The sequence below is a fragment of the Priestia sp. P5_B4 genome, assembly GCF_056400385.1.
In genome coordinates this window covers 1-3,146 of record NZ_JBFULJ010000439.1, presented here as the reverse complement: position 1 = coordinate 3,146, position 3,146 = coordinate 1, and the positions used below count along the sequence as shown (strand labels likewise).

At 37.5% G+C, this 3,146-nt stretch carries 5 protein-coding genes and 1 pseudogene; 3 read left to right on the top strand and 3 right to left on the bottom strand.

Annotation, left to right across the window (positions count from 1 at the left end; translation table 11 throughout):
• Together AC1DRF_RS20920 and AC1DRF_RS20915 are read right to left on the bottom strand one after the other, a co-directional pair.
• Positions 1 to 786, bottom strand: a 786-nt coding sequence (locus AC1DRF_RS20920; RefSeq protein WP_477741591.1) for a glycine-rich domain-containing protein, incomplete at its 3' end; no start/stop codon positions are given.
• Positions 787 to 858: 72 nt separating this feature from the next.
• Positions 859 to 1,278: a hypothetical protein gene (locus AC1DRF_RS20915; RefSeq protein WP_013057548.1), complete on the bottom strand. Its 420-nt coding sequence runs from the start codon at positions 1,276 to 1,278 to the stop codon at positions 859 to 861.
• Positions 1,279 to 1,685: 407 nt separating this feature from the next.
• Between AC1DRF_RS20915 and AC1DRF_RS20910 the strand changes: the two genes are divergently transcribed.
• Both AC1DRF_RS20910 and AC1DRF_RS20905 read left to right on the top strand, forming a co-directional pair.
• On the top strand, positions 1,686 to 2,177 hold the full coding sequence (locus tag AC1DRF_RS20910; protein ID WP_013083672.1) for a hypothetical protein: 492 nt from the start codon (positions 1,686 to 1,688) through the stop codon (positions 2,175 to 2,177).
• A gap of 80 nt (positions 2,178 to 2,257) precedes the next feature.
• Positions 2,258 to 2,392: a hypothetical protein gene (locus tag AC1DRF_RS20905; protein WP_013083673.1), complete on the top strand. Its 135-nt coding sequence runs from the start codon at positions 2,258 to 2,260 to the stop codon at positions 2,390 to 2,392.
• Positions 2,393 to 2,449: 57 nt separating this feature from the next.
• Here AC1DRF_RS20905 and AC1DRF_RS20900 read toward each other — a convergent pair whose 3' ends face one another.
• Entirely contained in the window at positions 2,450 to 2,812 is a 363-nt protein-coding gene (locus tag AC1DRF_RS20900) for a DUF4183 domain-containing protein (protein ID WP_477741590.1), read from the bottom strand.
• 113 nt (positions 2,813 to 2,925) lie between these two features.
• Between AC1DRF_RS20900 and AC1DRF_RS20895 the strand changes: the two are divergent.
• A pseudogene (locus AC1DRF_RS20895) lies at positions 2,926 to 3,146 on the top strand (DUF4183 domain-containing protein); the annotation flags it as partial.

Here is a 3,146-nt window from a genome sequence, read left to right as displayed (position 1 = left end):
GTTGGTGGCTTTATAGAGAGAATAAAAAACAAAGCCTTGAAGAAGAAGTTCGTTTGATACATTTCCTTTTTTAGCCGTTTTTTTAAAATAAGTTGATCCGCCTGCTTTTTTTCTTTTTCGAGCAGCATTGATTTCTTCTTTTAACGTTTGAATCAGGGCTCTCTGCTGTTTTTCCCATTTGCCGTTTCTTAAAAAATAGCGATCTAGTAATTCATCTTCTGACAATCTTTGAAAATCTTGAAGTGTACTTTTATCAAGCGGATGCTGAAAAAATTTCCCCCAAAGCAGTCGGCTGTTGCCCGTTATGTCAAACAAATGAGCATACATCCAATCGAAGAATGCTCGCTTATCCGGCTGTGGGGATGGAGTTGTATCTACATTTGGCTGGTGATGCAAAAAACGGCTGAAAAAGTGTTCTGTAAAACGCTTATAATCCACTGTAAACATGATCATTTCGTGCCACACTTCATCTACTTTTGCACTAAACATCGGTACGTCTTTGATGACTGCATTTAATAAAAAGTAGCGCTTCATCTCAAAAAACGTCCATTCTACTTCATCGTCTTTTGTATTTCGCCCTTGCATACGCTGTTTCACCTGTTGAACATAGGCTTTCGGTAAAGAATCTTCTAGTGAATGAACAATATCTTCAAAACCATTACCTTCATGTATTCCGAGCTCATCTGGAAGCTCCTCTTTATACAAGCGAAATCCCCTTGGCTTTCCAATCCCTTTAATAATCAAAGCTAAAAGAATTACCGCTCCTACTATAATTACTGTTATCATCTTCTTCCCCCTATACCGCGTCTATATATTCAATATTTTACCACATTCGTAAAATACAAAAAAAGAGCTCAATTAACTTGAGCTCTCGTCATCATCGGGCATCTCGTCTACCTTTTCTACTTTGACTAGACCTTTGGTGCTATATTCAAGATCAAAGTATGCTTTAACGATATCCCCTTTTTTCAAATTGCTTGGAATCGGTTCATTTAAATTTTTATCGGAAAATTTAATGCCTGTTCCTTCTTTTGTTGTTCCGCTGTATGTACCATTTTCGATTTTTTCAATAGTAATATAATACACTCGATATTTGTGCGCTTCCTCGTCGCCCTTTGCTTTTTCTTTAACGGTTTCTTGTTCAGGGAGCTTACTCAGTGTTTCTTGGGCCTGTTCGGAAGTCGGCTCTGCTGATCGATTTATGAATTGCATCACAACTAACACTAAACATATAACTACTAAAACTAATAATAATATCTTTTTTGCTGATAAAGACAATGAACTGTGCCTCCTTACACCTTTATGTATATCATGCTGCACACAAGAGATTATACACGATAAAGGATTAGAAATTGGAATAAATTCTATAAAAATAGTAAAAATATGAGAAAGTACCTAGAATTTTTTACGCTTTTCTGCACTTTTTTGAGATAAAAAAGAAATTTGGTACCTTATCCTTAAATTGTAACTGATTCACTTCATTTTCGAAAAGAGTTTTGTCCATTTTGTCGTAAAAAAGTCATAATAAGAAGGAATATCACACCATATTGTCGAACGTATGTATATACTTATAATGAACTGCCGAACTGCTTTTCTCTACCCTCATTGTTGAGGCAATATGGCAACTGAAACAGCTTGCTGTTAAATTCAGATTACACATCTATACTCAGGAGGTGGAATGCAAMATGATGTTTGCACTTATTGTTGTGGTTGGTATCGTAGCACTTGGCGTAGCTAGCTTCTACGTCATTAAGCGGCCTCAAGGCGCTGTTGATCCTGAGGATCGCAAACCGCTTGTTTCTGTAAACGGGCATGTTAAATTTGCAGAAGGAATTAATCAAATTTCCATATCTAAAATTGACATGTACGATCAGCGTCTTGTTATCAATCAAGTAGCTATTATTCCATTTAACCGTATTCAACGAGCAGAATTTTCAAAGGTTGTCAAAAATGAAAAAGGCCTTCACGGAGCTCCTGTTCAACGCTATTTCGGTGAATTAACCATTCATTTCACAGACAAGAACGGGCAAGAAACATACATTCGCTGTGAAACACCGAAAAAAAATCAATTTCACCTCATCTACCAGTACGATTTAATGAAAAGACAATTAAATAAGCGTCTGGGTCTTGAAGATCTGCAGCCTTACCTTACTCTTCAAGAACCATACGAACTATAAGAGAAAACCTCCCTTTTTCACATATTATTTCACTTCCCTGTACATACTAGAAGCGAAACTGAAAATGGGAGGTCATTCCAATGGATTTCGTCCGTTTTTTGCAATATTTTTGTTCAATCGCCGGCGCTCTATGCTTGGGGTTTACCTACTATCACATGTTCAAGCGTGACGCTCCGGTTAAAAAAGAAGAATCACAGCAAGGTGGAACTGACTAATGTTCACCTTGTTTTTTTATGTGTGGACATGTGCTCATGGCATTTGAAGGCTGAAAGCTAAATGACTTTAATCATTTGTAAAATGACGGGTGACTTTTCTAAAGGAATATCCTCTGTGTTAATGATAAGAAGTCCTTTTTGGACGCTGTAATTGGAGGAAGGCTGTAACACACCGTTTATGAATAGATTACTGTATGAGTAGCTCTCAGGATCCAATATATGCTGAGTGCCGTATTCTTTTAACGCATCTTGATCTGTAAAAATGCGCTTGCTGCCTCCGGCTACCGTATAGTATTCAAAGATGCGAACTTTTTTCGGAAATATATACCTAAATTCCTGCTGAGGCAACACGGGAAGCTTAATAAAAGGTGTTGAACAAGAGGTTGTATAGTGATTGYAGCCGTAAGATTTTTTCTTCAAGAAAAACTCTCCTTCACAGATGTACTTAGTTTAGTTATAGTCTTTCAGAATTAAATTTATGCCATTAAACCTATTCCTCAGAAGGAACAAATGCATATATTGAAGGATAGAACATGAAAGGAGGTAACACGTTTATGCCTCTTCAAATTATGAAACTCGCTATAGCCGCTACTACCACTGTAACCGCCAGTCCGACCGTCTCACGTTTCTTTTATACAGCAACTGCTACAACTACAGGTGCAGCCACTTTAACAATAGATGCCGCTGACTTTTTTGGTGATACAGGTGGCGCGGCTACTGCACTTCCAGCTTTAGCTACGGATAACAGCTATTA

Bases quoted from the DNA above. Each gene is read 5' to 3' on its own strand.
- AC1DRF_RS20910 (WP_013083672.1), top strand. From the start codon at position 1,686: ATGATGTTTGCACTTATTGTTGTGGTTGGTATCGTAGCACTTGGCGTA.
- AC1DRF_RS20905 (WP_013083673.1), top strand. From the start codon at position 2,258: ATGGATTTCGTCCGTTTTTTGCAATATTTTTGTTCAATCGCCGGCGCT.